This is a genomic window from Rathayibacter oskolensis (assembly GCF_900177245.1).
GTDB lineage: Bacteria > Actinomycetota > Actinomycetes > Actinomycetales > Microbacteriaceae > Rathayibacter > Rathayibacter oskolensis.
Genome location: NZ_FXBM01000001.1, coordinates 1,783,366 through 1,801,782 on the forward strand (window position 1 = coordinate 1,783,366; position 18,417 = coordinate 1,801,782).

Sequence of the window (18,417 nt, forward strand, 5' to 3'; positions counted from 1 at the left end):
CCCGGCCCTCGAGGCCGTGCGTCGTGTCTAGCGGGCGAAGTACCCGCGGTAGTACTCGTACACCCAGCCGGCGATCGCGACGAGGAACAGCCCGACCGCGATGTACGTGATCCAGAAGCCGACAGCCAGCCCGAGGAACCCCAGGGCGGCAGACCCTCCGAGGATCAGCGGCCACCAGCTCCACGGGCTGAAGAAGCCCAGCTCGGGGTCGCCGTCGTCGATGTCGGCGTCGAGACGGTCCTCGGGCAGCTCGGCGCCCTGCGCCTTGTGCACGCGGCCGACGTAGAAGGCGATGAACGCCCCCAGCACGGCCGAGAGGAAGATCCCGACGCCGCCGACCCACTCCACCTGGCCGGTGTCCAGCAGCGACCAGACGACGTAGACGATGTCGGCGAGGAGGAAGAACCCGGAGAGGATCCAGAAGATGTTCGTGTTGGCGCGCATCCGGCTACTTCACCGTTCCTTCCGACTTGTCGTAGGTGGGGGCGTCCGGGGCGTCCTTCGCCGGACCGATTCCGACGGGGATGCCGGCCTCGGGGTGGTTCAGGTCGAAGGCCGGGGCCTCGCTCCGGATCCGCGGGATCGAGGTGAAGTTGTGCCGGGGAGGCGGGCACGACGTCGCCCACTCGAGCGACCGCGAGAAGCCCCACGGGTCGTTGACCGTGACCTTGGGCGCCTTGCGGGCCGTGATGTAGACGTTCAGGAAGAACGGGATCAACGAGACGGCGAGGATCATCGCGCCGATCGTCGACAGCTGGTTCATCCAGGTGAAGCCGTCCTCGGGCAGGTAGCTCGCGTACCGGCGGGGCATGCCGACCACGCCGAGCCAGTGCTGGATGAGGAAGGTGGTGTGGAACCCGATGAACAGGAGCCAGAAGTGCCACTTGCCGAGCGTCTCGTTCAGCATCTTGCCGGTCCACTTCGGCCACCAGAAGTAGAAGCCCGAGAACATCGCGAAGACGACGGTGCCGAAGACGACGTAGTGGAAGTGCGCGACGACGAAGTACGAGTCCGAGACGTGGAAGTCGAGCGGCGGCGACGCCAGGATGACGCCGGTGAGTCCGCCGAACGTGAAGGTGATCAGGAAGCCGATCGCCCAGATCATCGGAGTCTCGAACGTCACCGAGCCGCGCCACATCGTGCCGATCCAGTTGAAGATCTTCACGCCGGTGGGCACCGCGATGAGCATCGTCATCAGCGAGAAGAACGGCAGGAGCACGGACCCCGTCACGTACATGTGGTGGGCCCACACCGTGACCGAGAGGGCGGCGATCGAGATCGTCGCGTACACGAGCGTCTTGTAGCCGAAGATCGGCTTGCGGCTGAAGACCGGGAAGACCTCCGAGACGATGCCGAAGAAGGGCAGCGCGATGATGTAGACCTCGGGGTGCCCGAAGAACCAGAACAGGTGCTGCCAGAGCAGCACTCCGCCGTTCGCCGCGTCGTAGATGTGCGCATCGAAGACGCGGTCGGCACCGAGCGCGAACATGGCGGCCGCGAGGACCGGGAACGCGAGCAGCACCAGGATCGACGTCACGAGGATGTTCCACGTGAAGATCGGCATGCGGAACATCGTCATTCCGGGCGCGCGCATGGTGATGATCGTCGTGATGAAGTTCACGGCGCCGAGGATCGTGCCGAACCCGGACAGGGCGAGGCCGAAGACCCAGAGGTTCCCGCCCAACCCTGGAGAGAACGTCGTACTCGACAGTGGCGCGTAGGCGAACCATCCGAACGAGGCGGCGCCCTGGGGCGTGACGAAGCCGGCGACGGCGATCAGCGAGCCGAAGCTGTAGAGCCAGTAGGCGAAGGCGTTCAGCCGCGGGAAGGCGACGTCGGGGGCGCCGATCTGCAGCGGCATGAGGACGTTCGCGAATCCGGCGAAGAGCGGCGTCGCGAACATCAGCAGCATGATCGTGCCGTGCATCGTGAAGAGCTGGTTGTACTGCTCCCGCGTCTCGACGACCGTGAGTCCGGGCTCGAAGAGCTGCGCGCGGATGACCAGCGCCATCACTCCCGCGATGCAGAAGTAGATGAAGGAGGTGATCAGGTACATGTACCCGATGACCTTGTGGTCGGTGGACGTCATCCAGCGAACGAGGACGTTCGCCTTGCGCTCGACCGGCGGCGTGCCGAAGGCGCGTGACGGGGCGGGTGCTGTGGCGGTGCTCATGCTCCCTTACTCCTCGTTCTCGGTGCGGGCCGGCGCGTCGGTGCCGGGCAGGTTGCTGTTGCGGTCGTACTCGGCGCCGAGCTGTCCGGTCTGGCCGGCGTCACGGAGCGACTGGATGTAGTCCTGGTACTCGCCCTCGGAGACGACCTTGACGTTGAAGAGCATCGCGGAGTGGTACTCGCCGCAGAGCTCGGCGCACTTGCCCGCATAGGTCCCCTCCTTGAGCGGCGTGACGTACATGAAGTTCGTCTTGCCGGGGATCATGTCCTTCTTGTAGAGGAAGTCGACGACCCAGAAGGAGTGGATCACGTCGCGCGCGTCGAGCTGGATCTGGATCTTCTGGCCGACGGGCAGGTAGAGGGTCGGGACCTCCGACTCGACGAGCGAGCCGGCGGCGTCGGCGCTGGACTCGTACTGACCCTGGATGCCGGCGGAGTAGACGTCCTCGTCGACGTAGTTGAAGTCCCACGCCCACTGCTTGCCGTACACCTGGATGGTCTCGTCCGGGTCGGCGTAGGGCTCCTCGATGGCCGCCTGGTCCCGCGCGGTGAAGGCGAAGAAGCCGATCACGAGGATCAGCGGCACGATCGTGTAGAAGATCTCGATCGGCATGTTGTAGCGCAGCTGCACCGGGAGGCCGGTCTGGCCCTTCCGACGGCGGTACACGACGACCGCCCAGATGGTGAGACCCCAGGTGACCACGCCGACGGCGAGCAGGACGATCCAGGAGGTGACCCAGAGTCCGATGACCCGGTCGACGTTGTTCGTCGTGCCGGGTTCGGTGGGGAGCCAGCCCTGGAGCTGCTCCTGCGTGCAGCCCGCGAGGACGAGGCTGAGGGCTCCTGCGACGGGTACAGCGACCCATCTGCGGATTCGGCGATTGAAGCGCACCGGTGACCTTTCGGAAGACTGGGGACCAGTTCACACGAAACTGTATTAGACCGGCCCCAGCCTACCTCGCCGCTTCCTGGCCCCGGTGCATCGACCCCGCTCTTGACCTGCGGCCCGAGGGGTGCCAGGGACGCGGAACGGCGCCCGACTCCCTCGTCTCAGGGGGTGTCGGGCGCCGTGTCGCGCGAGTGGTGCGGCCCGCGGCCGCGCCTTCTCAGTGGAAGCTGTCGCCGCAGGCGCAGCTGCCGCCGGCGTTGGGGTTGTCGATGGTGAAGCCCTGCTTCTGGATGGTGTCCTCGAAGTCGATCGAGGCACCGTCGAGGTAGGGGACGCTCATCTTGTCGACGACCAGGCCGACTCCCTCGAACTCGACCACGGCGTCGGCGTCGAGCGTGCGCTCGTCGAAGTAGAGCTGGTAGATCAGGCCGGAGCAGCCACCGGGCTGGACGGCGACGCGCAGACGCAGATCGTCGCGTCCCTCCTGCTCGAGGAGGCTCTTGACCTTCGCCGCGGCCGTCGGGGTCATCGAGACGCCGTGCGCCGCAGCCGCCTGATCGGCTGCCGCGGTCTCGGCCGCCGTGGTCTTCTCGGCTGTCAGTGTCGTGTCGGACATGTCACTCCTCGGGGGAACGGGCGGGATCGGACGTCTGAAGATCAGATTCTACGGGGGCAACCCGGGGATCCACCGGGGTATTCCGGATCCGCGGTCAGTCGCGGTGCGCGGCCGCGCGGAGGAGGAAGAGCGCCTCCGTCTGCGCCGCGCGCTTGAAGACGCCGAGGTGCAGCGACTCGTTCGGGCTGTGGGCGCGCGAGTCGGGGTCCTCGACCCCGGTGACGAGGATCTGCGCGGCGGGGAACTCCCTCACCAGGTCCGCGATGAACGGGATGCTCCCCCCGACGCTCGTCTCGAGGGGCTCGCGCCCCCAGGCGTCGGCCATCGAGTCCTTGACCAGGCCGACGGCCCACCCCGAGGTGTCGACGAGGAACGGGTCTCCGGTGTCGACGTCGTCGATCTCGACTCGAGCGCCGAAGGGCGCCTTCGCGAGCAGGTGCCGCTCGAGCGCAGCGAAACCCTCGGAGGCGGGCTGCCCGGGAGCGATGCGGGCGCTGATCTTCACCCTGATCGACGGGCTCAGCGTGTTCGAGGCGTCGACCACGCTCGGGGCGTCGATACCCGTCACGGTGATCGCGGGCTTCGACCAGACGCGCGAGAGGATCGGGCCGTCGCCGATCAGCGAGACGCCGTCGAGGACACCGGCGTCGCGGCGGAACTCCTCCTCCGGCACGTCGGGGACGACTCCGTCGTGCTCGAGGAGACCCTCGACGGCGACCTCGCCGTTCTCGGTCCACAGAGTGGAGAGCAGTCGCACGGTCGCGAGCATCGCGTCCGGCACGGCTCCGCCGAGCATGCCCGAGTGGGAGGCGTGGTCGAGCGTCCGCACCGTGAGCGTGAACGTGACGTTGCCGCGCAGGCCCACCGTCAGCGCGGGAGTGTCGATGTCCCAGTTGTCGCTGTCCGCGACGACGATCACGTCGGCGCGCAGCGCGTCGTGGTGCTCGCGGAGGAACGTCGGGAACGAGCGCGAGCCGAACTCCTCCTCGCCCTCGATGAAGAGGACCAGGCCGAGATCGTGGTCGTCGCCGGCCACCTCGCGCAGCGCTCTGACCGCCGCGAGATGCGAGACGACTCCCGCCTTGTCGTCGGCCGCGCCCCGGCCGTAGAGACGGTCGCCGCGGACGGTCGGCTCGAACGGAGGCGTCTCCCACGACGCCTCCGCGCCCTGCGGCTGCACGTCGTGGTGGGCGTAGAGGAGGACGGTGGGGGCGCCGTTGCGCGCCGCCCGGGTGGCGAGCACCGCCGGCTGCCCGAGCATCCCCGAGTCGCCGATGGTCGACCGGCGGACGGACACGTCGTCGAAGACGCCGGTCTCGCGGGCCAGCTCCGCGATCGCGTCCGCGCTCGCAGCGACGCGGGTGGCGTCGAAGCCGTCCCACGAGACGGAGGGGATCCGCACCAGACGTCCGAGCTCGGCGAGCGAGCGCGGGAGGTTGTCGCGGACGGCGGAGAGGATCGCCTCCTCCCCCGCGGACAGTGTGGCGGACGGAGTCGGAGCGTCGAGAGGCATGGAGGTAATCTTAAGAGACCCCCGATTCCAAGGACGTTCCCCGTGGCCAAGCACCCGATCGCAACCGACAGCCCCGACGACGCCGAGCCCTCGGCGATCGGCAAGGGGCGGCCGACGCCGACGCGGCGGGAGCAGGAGCTCGCTCGCAAGCGTCCGCTCGTCGTCACCGATCGCAAGCAGGCGGCGAAGGATGCCCGCGAGAAGGCCGCGGTCCAGCGCGAGCAGGCGCGCGTCGGCATGGCCGCCGGCGACCAGCGCTACCTGCCGCTGCGCGACAAGGGCCCCCAGCGCAAGTTCGTGCGCGACTGGGTCGACGCCCGCTTCAGCCTGGGCGAGTTCCTCATCCCCGTCATGGTCGTCGTGCTCCTGCTGAGCTTCTTCCCGCAGCCCGAGCTGCAGTACGCCACCCTCATCCTGCTCTGGGTGTTCTTCGCCCTCGCGGTGATCGATTGCATCCTGCTGGGCCTCCGACTCCGGAGGAAGCTGGCCGAGCGCTACGGTGCGGACAAGGTCGAGAAGGGCATCCGCTGGTACGCAGCGATGCGCGCGCTGCAGCTGCGCGTGATGCGCCTCCCCAAGCCGCAGGTCAAGCGCCGCGCGTACCCGAGCTGACTCCTGAGCCCGCGCCTGTCGGGCTCAGCGCGGGCGGCTCCCCGGGGTGGTGGCGCACCGCAGAGCGTCGTGTGTCTGCCTGGCCGGAATCGCTGACACGCGGTTCAGGCGTTCGGCTCCCCCCTCGCGACCGCGCCCGCGCGTCTGCTCCCCCTGCCGGTCGACCAGCCGCGCAGCGGTGCATTGAGACCCGGCCCCGCCGGCTGCAGCAGGCAGCGGGAAGGGTCGCGGACCCGGCCCTGCGGACCGGATGCCCGTCGGCGTCGGCACGAGCAGCGTGTGCACGCGCAGCGAGCCGACGGCTCAGTGGGAGCGCAGCCCGCGATTGATCTCGCGGGCCCAGAGGGGGCCGCGGTAGATGAAGGCGGTGTAGCCCTGGACCAGGGTGGCACCGGCGGAGAGGCGCTCCTCGACGTCGGCGGCGGTCTCGACTCCGCCGACCGAGATCACGCAGAAGCCGGAGGGGACGACCGCGCGGATGACGCGCAGCACCTCGAGGGAGCGCGGGGCGAGGGGTGCTCCCGAGAGTCCGCCCGCCCCTGCGCGATCGACGACGGCGCCATCGGTGCGGAGGCCGTCGCGGGAGAGAGTCGTGTTCGTCGCGATGATGCCGTCCAGGCCCAGTCGCACCGCGAGCTCAGCGACGCGCTCCACCTCGTCGTCCGAGAGGTCGGGGGCGATCTTCACCAGGAGCGGGGTCGTGTCGGCGGCGTCCTTCACGGCGGCCAGCAGAGGCTCGAGCTTGTCGATCTCCTGCAGTCCTCGGAGCCCGGGAGTGTTCGGAGAGCTGACGTTGACCACGAGGTAGTCGGCCAGCGGAGCGAGCATCCGCGCGCTGACGAGGTAGTCGTCGATCGCGTCGTCGACGGAGACCACTCGGCTCTTGCCGATGTTGACCCCGATGACGGGCCGCCCCCGCGCGCTGCGGAGCCGGGCGAGCCGTCCGGCGGCGGCGCGAGCCCCGTGGTTGTTGAACCCCATCCGGTTGATGACGGCCCGGTCGGCGATCAGGCGGAACAGACGCGGCCGGTCGTTCCCCGGCTGGGGCTGAGCCGTCAGCGTGCCGACCTCGACATGACCGAAACCCAGGGCGCCGAGCCCGAGGACCGCCGTGGCGTCCTTGTCGAAGCCCGCAGCGACTCCGAAGGGCGTCTCGAACCGCAGACCGAGCGCCTCGACCGAGAGATCGGCCCTCGGGAGGGTGAAGCGGCGGACGACCGGAGCGATCGCACCCAGCGCACGGATGACGGGGAAGGCGAGGTGGTGAGCCCGCTCGGGGTCGATCCGGCGCAGGAGGGTCGAGAACAGCAGCGGGTACACGGGGTCAGACCTCGTCGACGATCTGCGCGACGCTCGAGCGCTCCGCCCGGAGGAGCGTGATCGCCGCCTCGAAGTCGTCGAGCGAGTCGAACGCCTGGTAGACGCTGGCGAAGCGGAGGTAGGCGACCTCGTCGAGCTCCCGGAGCGGGGCGAGGATGGCGAGTCCGATGTCGTTCGCGTCGATCTGCGAGGCGCCGGTCGAGCGGATGTTCTCCTCGACCCGCTGAGCGAGGACGGCGAGGTCGGAGTCGGTCACCGGTCGACCCTGGCACGCCTTGCGCACCCCGCTCACGATCTTCTCCCGGCTGAACGGCTCGACGACTCCGCTGCGCTTGATCACGACGAGGCTCGCGGTCTCGGTCGTCGAGAAGCGGCGCCCGCACGACGGGCACTGGCGGCGGCGGCGGATCGAGAGACCGTCGTCACTCGTCCTGGAGTCGATGACGCGGGAGTCGGGGTGCCGGCAGAACGGGCAGAACATCGCAGGGTGCCTCTCGAGGTCAGGCGAAGCGCGCGTCGACGGCGTCGCCGTGCGCGGGCAGCGCCTCGGCGTCGCTGAGGGCGCGGATGTGCGGTGCGACGCGCTCGAGGGCTGAGCGGTCGTAGGAGATCAGCTGCTGCGCCCGCAGGAAGGTGTAGGCGCCGAGTCCGGAGGAGAAGCGCGCCTGCCCGAGCGTCGGCAGCACGTGGTTCGAGCCGGCGAGGTAGTCGCCGAGGCTCACCGGCGACGTCGGGCCGAGGAAGATCGCGCCGGCGTCGTGGATGCGGGCGGCGGTCGCCTCCGGGTCGGATGTGTGCAGCTCGAGGTGCTCCGGGCCGTAGGCGTCGCTGAACGCGCAGGCGACCTCGAGGTCGTCGACGATCACGAGGGCCGACTGCGGGCCCGAGAGCGCGATCGCGACGCGCTCGGCGTGGTGGGTCCGCGCGGCCTGCTGCTCGACCTCTCGTTCGACGGCAGCGGCGAGGGCCGCGTCGTCGGTGACGAGGACGGCGGACGCGGACTCGTCGTGCTCGGCCTGGCTGACCAGGTCGGCTGCGATCAGTCGCGGGTCGCCGCTGGAGTCGGCGATCACCAGGATCTCGGTCGGTCCCGCCTCGGAGTCGATGCCGACCTGTCCGAGGACCTGCCGCTTGGCGGTGGTCACCCAGATGTTGCCCGGTCCGGTGACGATGCTGACGGGCTCGAGGCCGATCGACTCGACCCCGTAGGCGAGCGCGGCGACGGCGCCCGCTCCTCCGGCGGCGTAGACCTCGTCGATGCCGAGGAGCCCCGCCGCGGCGAGGATCGTGGGGTGGACCGCGCCGCCGAACGCCTTCTGCGGAGGGGAGACGAGGGCGATGGAGGCGACTCCTGCCGCCTGCGCGGGCACGGCGTTCATGATCACGCTCGACGGGTAGACGGCCTTGCCGCCGGGAACGTAGAGGCCCGCGCGGGCGACGGGCGCCCAGCGCTGGGTGACGGTCGCGCCGTCCTCGAGCACGGTGGTGCGCGCCGGGGGGATCTGGGCGGCGCTCGCCCGGCGCACGCGGGAGATCGCCTCCTCGAGGGCCCGCCGGATCGCGGGGTCGAGATCGCGGACCGCGTCGGCGATGTGCTCCTCCGGGACCCGCAGGTGCGGGGGGCGGACGCCGTCGAGCCGCTCGGACTGCTCGAGGAGCGCCTCAGCTCCGCGGGCGCGGACATCGGCGATCAGCTCGGCGACCACGGGCCCGACGTTCGCGGAGGTGCCGGGATTGCGGGGCACGAGCGCGAGCAGCTCGGCGGTGGACGGACGGCGGCCGCGGAGGTCGAGGGTCTGGATCATGGCCGCCCCAGTCTACCGGCCCGCCGTCGCCACCCCGGCGGCGTCCCGGCCGTCGCCCGAGCCGTCCCCTTCCCGCCCGAAGGAGTCGGACGGGTCACCTCCCGCCCCGGCGTCGTCGGGAGATGGGTCTCGATGCGCCCCTGCGGCGCTACTCGACCAACAGGGTTGGCGCGAGCGCCACGTTCGAGGCGAACCGTCGATCCGCGTCCCAGCGGATCGACGTAGCCGGACGCGACCCGCTCCACCCGCGCGACCACCTCCACGAGCCGACCGCGCCGAGCCGGGCAGGGACCGGCTCGGAAACAGGCACCGCCGGATCGACGTAGCCGGACGCACCCCGCTCCACCCGCGCGGCCACCTCGCGAAGCCGACAGCCCCGAGCCCGGCAGGGACGGGCTCGGAACAGGCACCGCCCGATCGACGTAGCCGGACGCCACCCGCTCCACCCGCGCGACCACCTCCACAAGCCGACCGCGCCGAGCCCGGCAGGGACGGGCTCGGCAAGAAGCACCGGCGAACCGTCGATCCGCGTCCCAGCGGATCGGCGTAGCCGGACGCGACCCGCTCCACCCGCGCAACCACCTCCACAAGCCGACCGCGCCGAGCCCGGCCGGGACGGGCTCGAAAACAAGCTCAGTACAGGCAGTTCGGCCCCAGGAGCGATTTGAGCTCGCCGAAGAGGTCGGGGGTGATGCGCACGGGGAACGGGATCTCGAAGACGCGGGCGGTGTCTCCCTTGATGAGCTTGAGGCGCACCTCGGTCTGGCCGGAGTGGCGGATGAGCACGTCGCTGAGCTGCGAGACGGTGTCGGTCGTGGCTCGCGATTCCGGCATAGAGACGGTCAGGGGTCCGGAGTCGCCGTCCTGGTTCAGCTCGGGCGCGAAGAGGCTGAACGCGTGCAGGTTCATCCCGTCGTCGCGCATGCTGACGCGGCCGCGCACCACGACGATGGAGTCGTTCGTGAGCGCCGGCGCGAACTCCTGGTAGGCCTTGCCCATGAACATGACGGTGATCTCGCCGCCGAAGTCCTCGACCTGGATCAGGCCGTACTGGTTGCCCGAGGTCTTGGCCATCCGGTGCTGGACGCTCGTGACGAGTCCGGCGACGACGACGGTCTCGCCGTCGCCGATCGTGTCGGAGCCCAGGAGGTCGACGATCGTCGTGCTGTAGTGCTTCGCCAGTTCGGTCTCGAGTCCGGCGAGCGGGTGGTCGGAGACGTACAGGCCGAGCATGTCGCGCTCGAAGGCGAGCTTGTCGCGCTTGGCCCACTCCGGGCGGTCGGGCACCTGGATCGCCGCCTGCGGTTCGTCCCACAAGCTGTCGAAGTCGAAGCCGACCTGCCCGTTCGCCTCGTTGCGCTTCTCGCCGACGGCGGCCTCGACGGCGTCCTCGTGCACCTCGACGAGCGCTCGGCGGGTCGATCCGAGCGAGTCGAACGCCCCCGCCTTGATGAGGGACTCGATGGTCCTCTTGTTGGCGACGGGCAGCGGCACCTTCCGCAGGAAGTCGTGGAAGCTCTCGAAGCGGCCCTTCTCCTCACGGGCGGCCCGGATGCCCTCGACGACGTTGAAGCCGACGTTGCGCACCGCCCCGAGTCCGAAGCGGATGTCCGTCCCGACGGCGGCGAAGAAGCCGATCGACTCGTTGACGTCCGGCGGCAGCACCTTGATGCCCATGCGCCGGCACTCGTTGAGGTAGGCGGCCATCTTGTCCTTGGAGTCGGCGACGCTGGTGAGCAGCGCCGCCATGTACTCGGCGGGGTAGTGCGCCTTGAGGTAGGCGGTCCAGTACGAGATGACTCCGTAGGCGGCCGAGTGCGCCTTGTTGAAGGCGTAGTCGGAGAAGGGCAGCAGGATGTCCCAGAGCGTCGTCACTGCCGCCATCGAGTAGCCGTTGGCGGTCATGCCCCCCGAGAAGCCCTCGAACTGCTTGTCGAGCTCGGACTTCTTCTTCTTGCCCATCGCGCGGCGGAGCAGGTCGGCCTGCGCGAGCGTGAACCCCGCGAGCTTCTGCGCGATGGACATCACCTGCTCCTGGTACACGATCAGGCCGTAGGTCCCGCCGAGCACCTCCGCGAGCGGCTCCTCGAGCTCGGGGTGGATCGGGGTGATCTGCTGGATGCCGTTCTTGCGGAGCGCGTAGTTCGTGTGGGAGTCGGCGCCCATGGGCCCCGGCCGGTACAGCGCGAGGACGGCCGAGATGTCCTCGAAGTTGTCGGGCTTCATCAGGCGCAGGAGCCCGCGCATCGGACCGCCGTCGAGCTGGAACACGCCCAGCGTGTCGCCGCGGGCGAGCAGGTCGTAGGCGGCGGGGTCGTCCAGCGTCAGATCCTCGAGCACGAGGTCCTCGCCCCGGTTCGCGTGGATGTTGTCGAGGGCGTCGTCGATGATCGTGAGGTTGCGCAGCCCCAGGAAGTCCATCTTGATCAGTCCGAGCGACTCGCAGGCCGGGTAGTCGAACTGCGTGACGATCTGGCCGTCCTGCTCCCGCTTCATGATCGGGATGATGTCCTTGAGCGGATCGCTCGACATGATCACGCCCGCGGCGTGCACGCCCCACTGGCGCTTGAGGTTCTCCAGGCCCAGGGCGGTGTCGAACACGAGCTTCGCCTGCGGGTCCTCGGCGATGACGTTCCGCACGTCGACCGCCTCCTTGTAGCGGGCGTGCTCGGGGTCGTTGATGCCCGTGAGCGGGATGTCCTTGCCCATGATCGCCGGCGGCATCGCCTTCGTCAGCTTCTCGCCCATGCCGAAGGGGAAGCCGAGCACCCGCGAGGCGTCCTTCAGCGCCTGCTTGGCCTTGATCGTGCCGTAGGTCACGATCTGCGCGACGCGCTCGTCGCCGTACTTGTCGGTGACGTAGCGGATGACCTCGCCGCGGCGACGGTCGTCGAAGTCGACGTCGAAGTCGGGCATCGAGACGCGGTCGGGGTTGAGGAACCGCTCGAAGATGAGGCCGTGGTGCAGCGGGTCGAGGTCGGTGATCCTCATCGCGTAGGCGGCCATCGAGCCCGCTCCGGAGCCGCGGCCGGGACCCACCCGGATCCCGTTGCGCTTGGACCAGTTGATGAAGTCGGCGACCACGAGGAAGTAGCCCGAGAACCCCATCTGACGGATGACGCCCATCTCGTAGTCCGCACGCTCGCGGACCTCGCGCGTGACGCCTCCGGGGTAGCGCTCGAGCAACCCCTGCTCGACCTCCTTGGTGAACCAGGTGTCCTCGGTCTCGCCCTCGGGCACGGGGAAGCGGGGCATGTAGTTCGCGGAGGTGTCGAACTGCACGTCGCAGCGCTCGGCGATCAGGAGGGTGTTGTCGCAGGCCTCGGGGTGGTCGCGGAACACCTGCCGCATCTCGCGCGGCGACTTGAGGTAGAACTCGTCGGCGTCGAACTTGAAGCGCTTCGGGTCGTCGAGCGTCGTGCCCGACTGCACGCAGAGCAGGGCCGCGTGCGAGGTCGCGTCGTGGGCGTGCGTGTAGTGGAGGTCGTTGGTCGCCACGAGCGGGAGGTCGAGGTCCTTCGCGAGCCGGATGACGTCTCCGATCACGCGACGCTCGATGTCGAGCCCGTGGTCCATGATCTCGGCGAAGAAGTTCTCCTTGCCGAAGATGTCGCGGTAGTCGGCGGCGGCCTGGCGCGCCTCCTTGTACTGCCCGAGTCGGAGGCGCGTCTGCACCTCGCCGCTCGGGCAGCCGGTGGTGGCGATGAGGCCCTCCGAGTGCTCGGCGAGGATCTCGCGGTCCATGCGCGGCTTGAAGTAGTAGCCCTCGATCGAGGCGCGCGAGGACAGCCGGAAGAGGTTGTGCATCCCCGTCGTGGTCGAGCTGAGCAGGGTCATGTGCGTGTAGGCGCCCGACCCCGAGACGTCGTCCTGACCGCCGTCACCCCAGCGGATGCGCGTCTTGTCGGAGCGGTGGGTGCCCGGACTGAGGTACGCCTCGGTGCCGATGATCGGCTTGATCCCGGCTGCCGTGGCGGTGCGCCAGAAGTCGAAGGCGCCGAAGACGTTGCCGTGGTCGGTGACTGCGATCGCGGGCATCCCCTCCTCCACCGCCGCGTCGATGAGCGGCTTAACCCGCGCAGCACCGTCGAGCATCGAGTACTCGCTGTGCACGTGGAGGTGGACGAAGGAATCGTTACTCGGCAAGGATGCGCCTCCGACGGACTGCGGGCGAGGGGGCCGCGGACCCGGGGAGAGTCGACACGGCAGCGGCAGAAAGTCTAACCGCGCGAGGGGGCGACCCGGCCGAGCACGCCTGGATCACTCGCCGCGGAGCACCTCGAGCGCGTGGGCGAGGTCGTCGGGGTAGGACGCCTCGAACTGGACCCACTCCCCCGACCCGGGGTGGGTGAAGCCGAGACGGACAGCGTCGAGCCACTGGCGGGTCAGCCCGAGGCGCTTCGACAGCGTCGGATCGGCGCCGTACATGGCGTCGCCGACGCAGGGGTGGCGCTGAGCGGCCATGTGCACCCGGATCTGGTGGGTGCGCCCGGTCTCGAGGTGGATCTCGAGGAGCGACGCGAACGGGAACGCCTCGATCGTCTCGTAGTGCGTCACCGAGGGCTTGCCGTCGGCTCTGACCGCGAACTTCCAGTCGGAGGAGGGATGGCGACCCAGCGGAGCGTCGATGGTCCCGGCGAGCGGATCGGGATGCCCCTGCACGACGGCGTGGTAGACCTTCTCGACCGTGCGGTCGTGGAACGCGCGCTTCAGGTGCGTGTAGGCCCGCTCCGACTTCGCGACGACCATCAGGCCGCTCGTGCCCGCGTCGAGGCGATGCACGATCCCCGCGCGTTCCGCGGCTCCGGAGGTGGCGATCGTGAAGCCGGCGGCGGCCAGAGCGCCGAGCACGGTCGGCCCCTCCCATCCTACTGCGGGATGCGCTGCGACTCCGACTGGCTTGTCGATCACGACGATGTCGTCGTCGTCGTGGACGATCCCGAGGTCGGGGACCGACATCGGCACGATGCGGGGCTCCTCGCGCGGAGTCCACTCGACACTCAGCCAGGCGCCCGCCGAGACGCGGTCGCTCTTGTCGAGCACGCGCCCGTCGGCGCTCACTCCCCCGGCCTCGGCCACCTCGGCAGCGAAGGTCCGCGAGAAGCCGAGCAGCTTGGCGACGGCGGCGTCGGCCCGCAGGCCCTCGAGCCCGTCGGGGACGGGAAGGGATCGGGACTGGACCATCAGAGGACGCCGCGGGGATCGTCGTCGCGGGAGACGCGCTCGGTCGAGGCCGCACCGGGTGAAGCCGTCGGACTCGCCTGCTGCTCGCCGACGGTGTCGGAGGCCTCCCGATCGTCGGAACCGCGGGTGGCTCGGGTGCCGTCGAGGCCGATGCCGCGCAGGCTTAGGATCACGAAGATCGCCATGGCGCTGCAGATCGAGATGTCGGCCACGTTGTAGATGGCGGGCAGGAGCCACGGAGTGAAGATGAAGTCGACGACGTGTCCGAGCCCGAACGACGGCTCGCGGAAGAGCCGGTCGAACAGGTTGCCGAGGGTGCCTCCGAGCAGCAGCCCGAAGAAGATCGCCCAGGCGGTCGAGCGGATGCGCCGCGAGAACCAGATCACGGCGACGACCACGCAGGCGGCGATGATCGAGAAGATCCAGGTGGAGCCGCTCGCGAGCGAGAAGGCCGCTCCCGGGTTCTTCACGTAGTGGAAGATCAGGACGTCGCCCAGGATGTGGACGTCCTCGCCGAGGACGAGGGTCGTCGTGACCAGGTGCTTCGCGATCTGGTCGATCGCGAACACCGCGAGCGCAACGAGGCCGAGGGTGACCAGCACCCTCGGCCTGACGTTCGCTGCGGTGGTGCTACGCCCCAAAACCGGGGAAGGAGGACGCCTCGGCCGACACCGGCTGGGCGTCGAGATCGCGGAGCTGGCCCTCGATGTAGCTCTTCAGCTTCTGGCGGTACTCGCGCTCGAAGGTGCGGAGACCGTCGATGCGCTCCTCGACCGCCGCGCGCTCCTCTTCGAGCTTGGCGATCTGCTGGCGCTGCTTGGCCTCGGCCTCGGCGACGATGCGGGCCGCAGTGGCGCGACCCTCGGCGACGAGCGCGTCGCGCTTCTCGGCGCCCTCGCGCACGTGCTCCTCGTGGAGACGGCGGGCGAGCTGCAGGAGCCCGCTGGAGCTCTCGGCCTCATCGACCGGCGCGGACTGCGAGGCGGCGGGGGCAGCGACGGGAGCGGGTGCCGGGGTGGGCTCGGGCTCGGGCTCCGGAGTGGGCTCGGGCTCGGGTGCCTCGTCGACGACCGGAGCCGGCGCTGCGGCTGCTCCGCCGTCGCGCTGGAGGTCGGAGATCCGGGAGTCGCCTGCGGAGAGGCGCTGGCGCAGCTCCTCGTTCTCCTGGTTCAGACGACGCAGCTCGACCACGACCTCGTCGAGGAAGTCGTCGACCTCGTCCTGGTCGTATCCCTCGCGGAACTTGGTCGGCTGGAACCGCTTATTGACAACATCTTCGGGAGTGAGCGCCATGGCTTTCCACCTTCGATTTCAAGTAGGTACACGTTTGTTAACGTTCGACTAAAGCTAGCAACTTCGAGCGCGCGGCGCAGTGCGAGCGCCACGGAGAACGTCCGGTCGCCGCCAACGATACAGGTACGGCGGGAGCCCGGCGCGCGTCAGGCGCGCTGGAGCCAGGTGGCGACGTACATGCCCACGATGACGCAGAGCATCGTGAGGCTCCAGCCGAAATCGAGCGCGATCGGGCCGATCGACACCGGCTTGATCAGACGGCGGAAGAACGAGATCGGCGGGTCGGTGACCGTGTAGACGGTCTCGGCCGCGACCAGGCCGACGCCGCGAGGACGCCAGTCACGACGGATGACCCTGACCAGGTCGAGGACGAACCTGCCCCACATCGCGAAGAAGTACAGCAGGAGGGCGAAGTAGAGGACGCTCGCGAGGAGCGAGATGATGTTCACCGCGGAACAGTGCTCCCGGGATCAGGACTTCGCGAAGAACGACGCATCGGCGTCGCTCTCGGCGGAGGCCGAATCGCCGGCGACCGTGATGTGCGACGGCGAGAGCAGGAAGACCTTGCTCGTCACGCGCTCGATCCGGCCGTACAGACCCTGCGACAGACCGCTCGCGAAGTCGATGAGCCTGCGGGCGTCGGCGTCGCTCATCTGCGAGAGGTTGATGATCACGGGGATGCCGTCGCGGAAGTTCTCGGCGATGACCTGGGCGTCGCGGTACTGCTTGGGGTGGACGGTGAGGATCTCGTTCATCTCGGCGTGGGCCGTCGCCTTCGGAGTCTGGGGGGTGGGCTTGCGGAGCGGGGTGACGGTCGCGCGGGGCTGAGCGGGGTGCTCGACCGGCGGGACGGGCTGGACCGGGGAGACCGGCGCGCGGTGGGCCGTGGCAGGAGCCGCCTCGACGGTGTCGGCACGCTCGTACTCGATCTCTTCATCAGCGAGTCCGAGGTAGACCATCGTCTTCTTCAGCGGGTTGGCCATCAGTATCCTCCGTGTTGTCGTCGCTCCCACTGGTGGACCGGCACTGGTGGATCGTGCGCAGGTGGGTCACGACGAGATTACGTGCGGGCGGGCCGATTGCCGGTGATTGCCGAACCGATTCGCAGGTGTGTCGCACCCTCGGCGATCGCCTCCGCGAAGTCGTTCGACATGCCCGCCGAGATGGCGGACGCTGCCGGGTCGATGGCGCGGACGCGCTCCGAGATCCGGCGCAGTCGTGCGAACGCGGGGCGGGGCTCCTCGTCGAGAGGTGCGACCGCCATCACGCCGCGGAGAGTGAGACTCCCGGCCGCGACGATCGCCTCCGCGAGGGCGTCCACGTCGTCGGGCACGGCCCCTCCGCGCTCCGGATCGTCCGTCAGGTTGACCTGGAGGAACACGTCGAGAGCCTCCTCGCCCGTGTCGAGGAGCGGGACGAGCGCGAGCCGGTCAGCCGAGTGCACCGAGCTCGCATAGCGGCGCACCTGCCGCGCCTTCTTGCTCTGGAGCTGTCCGATGTAGTGCCAGCGCGCGGCTGTGCCGGCGAGCTCCACCGACTTCTCCTGCGCCTCCTGGTGCCGGTTCTCGCCGAAGTCGGCGACACCGAGGTCCAGCAGCTCGCGCAGGAGCGACACGGGATGGAACTTCGTCACGACGATCGTCGTCACCGACTCCGGATCGCGATCGGCGGCACGGGCCGCGTCGGCGACCCGCGCGGAGACCGAGGCCCAGCGCTCGGCCAGCTCCGGACCGGCCACGACTACTTGAGGAAGTCGGGGATGTCGAGGTCGCTCTCGTCGTCGTCGAACGACGGGTCGGCGACCGGAGCGGGTGCGGCGACGGGCGTGCTCGACCAGATCGAGCCGGCGGCGGGAGCGGCGACCGGGGCGGGGGCCGGCTCGGCCGCGGCCTCCGCCGGGAGGCTCTGCTGCGCCCGGGGCTGCGCGACCTGAGCCGGCGCCTGCGCTCCCGGCTCCCCGCCGTCGAAGCCCGCGGCGATGACGGTGACGCGCACCTCGTCGCCGAGGGTGTCGTCGATGACGGCACCGAAGATGATGTTCGCCTCGGGGTGCACCGCCTCCTGCACCAGGCGGGCGGCGTCGTTGATCTCGAAGATGCCGAGGTTCGAGCCACCCTGGATCGAGAGGAGCACGCCGTGCGCTCCGTCGATGCTGGCCTCGAGCAGCGGGGAGGCGACGGCGAGCTCGGCCGCCTTGATCGCGCGGTCGGCGCCCCGCGACGAGCCGATGCCCATCAGCGCGGAGCCCGCACCCTGCATGACCGACTTCACGTCGGCGAAGTCGAGGTTGATCAGGCCCGGAGTGGTGATCAGGTCGGTGATGCCCTGGACACCGGCGAGGAGGACCTGGTCGGCCGTCGCGAACGCCTCCAGCATCGAGATGCCGCGATCGCTGATCTCGAGCAGCCGGTCGTTCGGCACGACGATGAGGGTGTCGACCTCGTTCTTGAGGGTCGCGACTCCCGCCTCGGCCTGGGTCTGGCGGCGTCGGCCCTCGAAGCCGAACGGCTTCGTGACGACACCGATCGTGAGCGCACCGATGGACTTCGCGATGCGAGCGACGACCGGGGCGCCACCGGTGCCGGTGCCGCCGCCCTCGCCCGCGGTGACGAAGACCATGTCGGCGCCGGCCAGCACCTCCTCGATCTCCTCCGCGTGGTCCTCGGCGGCGCGACGGCCGACCTCGGGGTCGGCACCGGCGCCGAGACCGCGGGTCAGCTCGCGGCCGACATCGAGCTTCACGTCGGCGTCGCTGAGCAGGAGCGCCTGGGCGTCGGTGTTGATCGCGATGAACTCGACGCCTCGCAGGCCGAGCTCGATCATGCGGTTGACGGCGTTGACGCCGCCTCCGCCGATGCCGACGACCTTGATCACGGCGAGGTAGTTCTGGTTTGAAGTCACGTGTCCGGCCTCCGGGCTGAACCTTAAACCTGTAGTTGAGGCTTAAAGTTATGCTGAGTATGCATTTGGGGTTCGTCTGACGGTAAGCGGAGTGCGGCGCCGCCCCCAGCTG

The 18,417-nt window shown here is 69.5% G+C and carries 17 protein-coding genes; 1 reads left to right on the forward strand and 16 read right to left on the reverse strand.

All coding sequences use genetic code 11. The annotated features are described in order from the left end of the window. Positions 1-27: 27 nt before the first annotated feature. From B9Y99_RS08510 to B9Y99_RS08530, 5 genes are all read right to left on the reverse strand, one after another. A complete protein-coding gene (locus B9Y99_RS08510) occupies positions 28-444 on the reverse strand; it encodes a cytochrome c oxidase subunit 4 (protein ID WP_085476042.1) in 417 nt (138 codons plus the stop codon). Positions 445-448: 4 nt separating this feature from the next. Then, a complete protein-coding gene (gene ctaD, locus B9Y99_RS08515; RefSeq protein WP_085476043.1) occupies positions 449-2,173 on the reverse strand; it encodes an aa3-type cytochrome oxidase subunit I in 1,725 nt (574 codons plus the stop codon). Between the two features lie 6 nt (positions 2,174-2,179). Then, complete coding sequence (gene ctaC, locus B9Y99_RS08520; protein WP_085476044.1) at positions 2,180-3,064, reverse strand: aa3-type cytochrome oxidase subunit II; 885 nt, start codon at positions 3,062-3,064, stop codon at positions 2,180-2,182. A gap of 214 nt (positions 3,065-3,278) precedes the next feature. After that, on the reverse strand, positions 3,279-3,677 hold the full coding sequence (gene erpA, locus B9Y99_RS08525) for an iron-sulfur cluster insertion protein ErpA (RefSeq protein ID WP_085476045.1): 399 nt from the start codon (positions 3,675-3,677) through the stop codon (positions 3,279-3,281). 94 nt (positions 3,678-3,771) lie between these two features. Further along, on the reverse strand, positions 3,772-5,190 hold the full coding sequence (locus B9Y99_RS08530; protein ID WP_085476046.1) for a dipeptidase: 1,419 nt from the start codon (positions 5,188-5,190) through the stop codon (positions 3,772-3,774). 42 nt (positions 5,191-5,232) lie between these two features. Between B9Y99_RS08530 and B9Y99_RS08535 the strand changes: the two genes are divergently transcribed. Next, positions 5,233-5,802, forward strand: a complete 570-nt coding sequence (locus tag B9Y99_RS08535) for a DUF3043 domain-containing protein (RefSeq protein ID WP_085476047.1) — start codon at positions 5,233-5,235, stop codon at positions 5,800-5,802. Positions 5,803-6,105: 303 nt separating this feature from the next. Here the strand turns inward: B9Y99_RS08535 and B9Y99_RS08540 are convergent, their stop codons facing one another. The 11 genes from B9Y99_RS08540 to ftsZ form a co-directional block, all read right to left on the reverse strand. Next, positions 6,106-7,122 (reverse strand): quinone-dependent dihydroorotate dehydrogenase, encoded by a 1,017-nt coding sequence (locus B9Y99_RS08540; protein WP_085476048.1) that lies wholly within the window; start codon positions 7,120-7,122, stop codon positions 6,106-6,108. A 4-nt stretch (positions 7,123-7,126) separates the two neighbouring features. Beyond that, positions 7,127-7,603, reverse strand: coding sequence for a transcriptional regulator NrdR (gene nrdR, locus B9Y99_RS08545; RefSeq protein WP_085476049.1), 477 nt, complete (start codon positions 7,601-7,603; stop codon positions 7,127-7,129). A 19-nt stretch (positions 7,604-7,622) separates the two neighbouring features. Beyond that, positions 7,623-8,927 (reverse strand): histidinol dehydrogenase, encoded by a 1,305-nt coding sequence (hisD, locus tag B9Y99_RS08550; RefSeq protein ID WP_085476050.1) that lies wholly within the window; start codon positions 8,925-8,927, stop codon positions 7,623-7,625. A 633-nt stretch (positions 8,928-9,560) separates the two neighbouring features. Further along, positions 9,561-13,022 carry a DNA polymerase III subunit alpha gene (dnaE, locus tag B9Y99_RS08555; protein WP_244274849.1) on the reverse strand — a complete coding sequence of 1,154 codons (3,462 nt, stop codon included), beginning with the start codon at positions 13,020-13,022 and terminating at the stop codon, positions 9,561-9,563. A 165-nt stretch (positions 13,023-13,187) separates the two neighbouring features. Beyond that, complete coding sequence (locus tag B9Y99_RS08560; protein WP_085476052.1) at positions 13,188-14,111, reverse strand: RluA family pseudouridine synthase; 924 nt, start codon at positions 14,109-14,111, stop codon at positions 13,188-13,190. Further along, positions 14,111-14,713: a signal peptidase II gene (gene lspA / locus B9Y99_RS08565; RefSeq protein WP_342097147.1), complete on the reverse strand. Its 603-nt coding sequence runs from the start codon at positions 14,711-14,713 to the stop codon at positions 14,111-14,113. Before lspA ends, B9Y99_RS08560 begins: the two co-directional genes overlap by 1 nt. Before the next feature lie 28 nt (positions 14,714-14,741). Beyond that, on the reverse strand, positions 14,742-15,404 hold the full coding sequence (locus tag B9Y99_RS08570) for a DivIVA domain-containing protein (RefSeq protein ID WP_085476053.1): 663 nt from the start codon (positions 15,402-15,404) through the stop codon (positions 14,742-14,744). A gap of 146 nt (positions 15,405-15,550) precedes the next feature. Further along, a complete protein-coding gene (locus B9Y99_RS08575; protein WP_085476054.1) occupies positions 15,551-15,853 on the reverse strand; it encodes a YggT family protein in 303 nt (100 codons plus the stop codon). Positions 15,854-15,874: 21 nt separating this feature from the next. Continuing rightward, positions 15,875-16,387, reverse strand: a complete 513-nt coding sequence (locus B9Y99_RS08580; protein WP_085476055.1) for a cell division protein SepF — start codon at positions 16,385-16,387, stop codon at positions 15,875-15,877. A gap of 77 nt (positions 16,388-16,464) precedes the next feature. After that, positions 16,465-17,142, reverse strand: coding sequence for a YggS family pyridoxal phosphate-dependent enzyme (locus tag B9Y99_RS08585; protein WP_085476056.1), 678 nt, complete (start codon positions 17,140-17,142; stop codon positions 16,465-16,467). Positions 17,143-17,144: 2 nt separating this feature from the next. Beyond that, a complete protein-coding gene (gene ftsZ / locus B9Y99_RS08590) occupies positions 17,145-18,305 on the reverse strand; it encodes a cell division protein FtsZ (protein ID WP_085476057.1) in 1,161 nt (386 codons plus the stop codon). Positions 18,306-18,417 lie beyond the last annotated feature (112 nt).

Coding starts and splice junctions, on each gene's coding strand:
- B9Y99_RS08510 (WP_085476042.1), bottom strand. CDS start 444: ATGCGCGCCAACACGAACATCTTCTGGATCCTCTCCGGGTTCTTCCTC.
- ctaD (WP_085476043.1), bottom strand. CDS start 2,173: ATGAGCACCGCCACAGCACCCGCCCCGTCACGCGCCTTCGGCACGCCG.
- erpA (WP_085476045.1), bottom strand. CDS start 3,677: ATGTCCGACACGACACTGACAGCCGAGAAGACCACGGCGGCCGAGACC.
- B9Y99_RS08530 (WP_085476046.1), bottom strand. CDS start 5,190: ATGCCTCTCGACGCTCCGACTCCGTCCGCCACACTGTCCGCGGGGGAG.
- nrdR (WP_085476049.1), bottom strand. CDS start 7,603: ATGTTCTGCCCGTTCTGCCGGCACCCCGACTCCCGCGTCATCGACTCC.
- hisD (WP_085476050.1), bottom strand. CDS start 8,927: ATGATCCAGACCCTCGACCTCCGCGGCCGCCGTCCGTCCACCGCCGAG.
- dnaE (WP_244274849.1), bottom strand. CDS start 13,022: ATGCTCGACGGTGCTGCGCGGGTTAAGCCGCTCATCGACGCGGCGGTG.
- B9Y99_RS08560 (WP_085476052.1), bottom strand. CDS start 14,111: ATGGTCCAGTCCCGATCCCTTCCCGTCCCCGACGGGCTCGAGGGCCTG.
- B9Y99_RS08570 (WP_085476053.1), bottom strand. CDS start 15,404: ATGGCGCTCACTCCCGAAGATGTTGTCAATAAGCGGTTCCAGCCGACC.
- B9Y99_RS08580 (WP_085476055.1), bottom strand. CDS start 16,387: ATGGCCAACCCGCTGAAGAAGACGATGGTCTACCTCGGACTCGCTGAT.